Below are 1,277 nucleotides of genomic sequence, written 5' to 3' on the forward strand. Positions count from 1 at the left end.
TGACCCCTGCCGTCAAATCCGTAGAACCAAACTTGGGAGATTTTAATTACGCAGCCTGACGATAAAAGTCAAACCACACCTGTCTTGGCGATTTATAGCCCAAGCTCTTTTGAATCCTAGTCTGATTATAATACAACTCAATATATCCAATAATATCTCTGATGGCTGCAAATCTTGTTTTATAGTCTTGGTGATATACAAGCTCGTTCTTTAATATGCCCCAGAAGCTTTCTATGGGTGCGTTGTCAAAGCAGTTGCCTTTAGCACTCATTGAGCCTTTAAACTGATGCTGCTTGATGATCTTGTGATAAGCGTGGCTACAGTACTGACTGCCTCTATCAGAATGCACAATTAGCCCTTGGCTTGGTCGTTTATTCTTGATTGCCATATTGAGTGCACGGCATACTAAATCTGCTGTCATGCGCTTATTAATGGCGTAGCCGACCAGCTCTTTGGTGTATAAATCTTTTACTCCTGCTAAGTATAGCCAACCCTCGCTTGTCCAGATATAGGTGATATCACTGACCCAAGACTCATTAGGACGCTTAGCATCAAACTGCTGATCGAGCACGTTTGGATAAACCATTTTATTATGGTTTGAGTCCGTGGTGACCTTAAAGCGTTTGTGGCGACGGCATTTGATGCCATGTTCTTCTTTGATACGTCTGACCATGTACAAGCTAATGTCATGGCCTTGCTCTATTAGCTTTGCATGCAGTCGCTCAACACCATAGCGCTCACGAGTTTCACTGTGAGCGGCTCTAACCAGTAGCTCAGACTGGTTACGATGTATCTGTTGGTCGCTGATATCGCGATTTATCCAGTCGTAATAGCTTGATGGCTTAACCCTTAATACACGGCACATAGAGACGATACTAAAGGCCTGTCTATTAGTTTTTATAAAGGCGTACTTCACTAACTGTTTTTCGCAAAGTACGCCGTGGCCTTTTTTAGGATCTCTCGTTCCTCTTCAGCCACTTTAAGCTGCCGCTTGAGCTGCTTTATTTCCTGAATAGCTGCCATAAGCTCAGGATCATATTGTTCTGTGCCGACAAGTTTGCCTTGATTGGCTTTATTGTTCCAATTAGATAACGTTTGCATCGCTATGCCAAGCTGCTTTGCGGTCGCTGAGATGTTGCCGTTATTGTCTGCTATCTTCTTAACGGCTTCTGCTTTAAATTGGGTGCTATAAGTTCTGATCTTCTTGGTCATGGTAAACTCCTCATCGAGTCGTTAGTTTACCAAGTTTATCTCTACGGTTTCTTCAGCATAGCTCA

The 1,277-nt window shown here is 43.1% G+C and carries 1 protein-coding gene; it reads right to left on the bottom strand.

Going from position 1 to position 1,277, the window contains the following annotated elements; translation table 11 throughout:
* Positions 1 to 46 precede the first annotated feature (46 nt).
* A protein-coding gene (locus EI161_RS14410) for an IS3 family transposase (RefSeq protein WP_192520527.1) occupies positions 47 to 1,212 on the bottom strand; the annotation gives its coding sequence in 2 pieces (ribosomal slippage) (positions 47 to 954 and positions 954 to 1,212; 1,167 coding nt in all).
* Positions 1,213 to 1,277: the final 65 nt, after the last annotated feature.

Origin of the sequence: Psychrobacter sp. FME5 (genome assembly GCF_014861375.1) — a bacterium.
Classification (GTDB): Bacteria; Pseudomonadota; Gammaproteobacteria; order Pseudomonadales; family Moraxellaceae; genus Psychrobacter.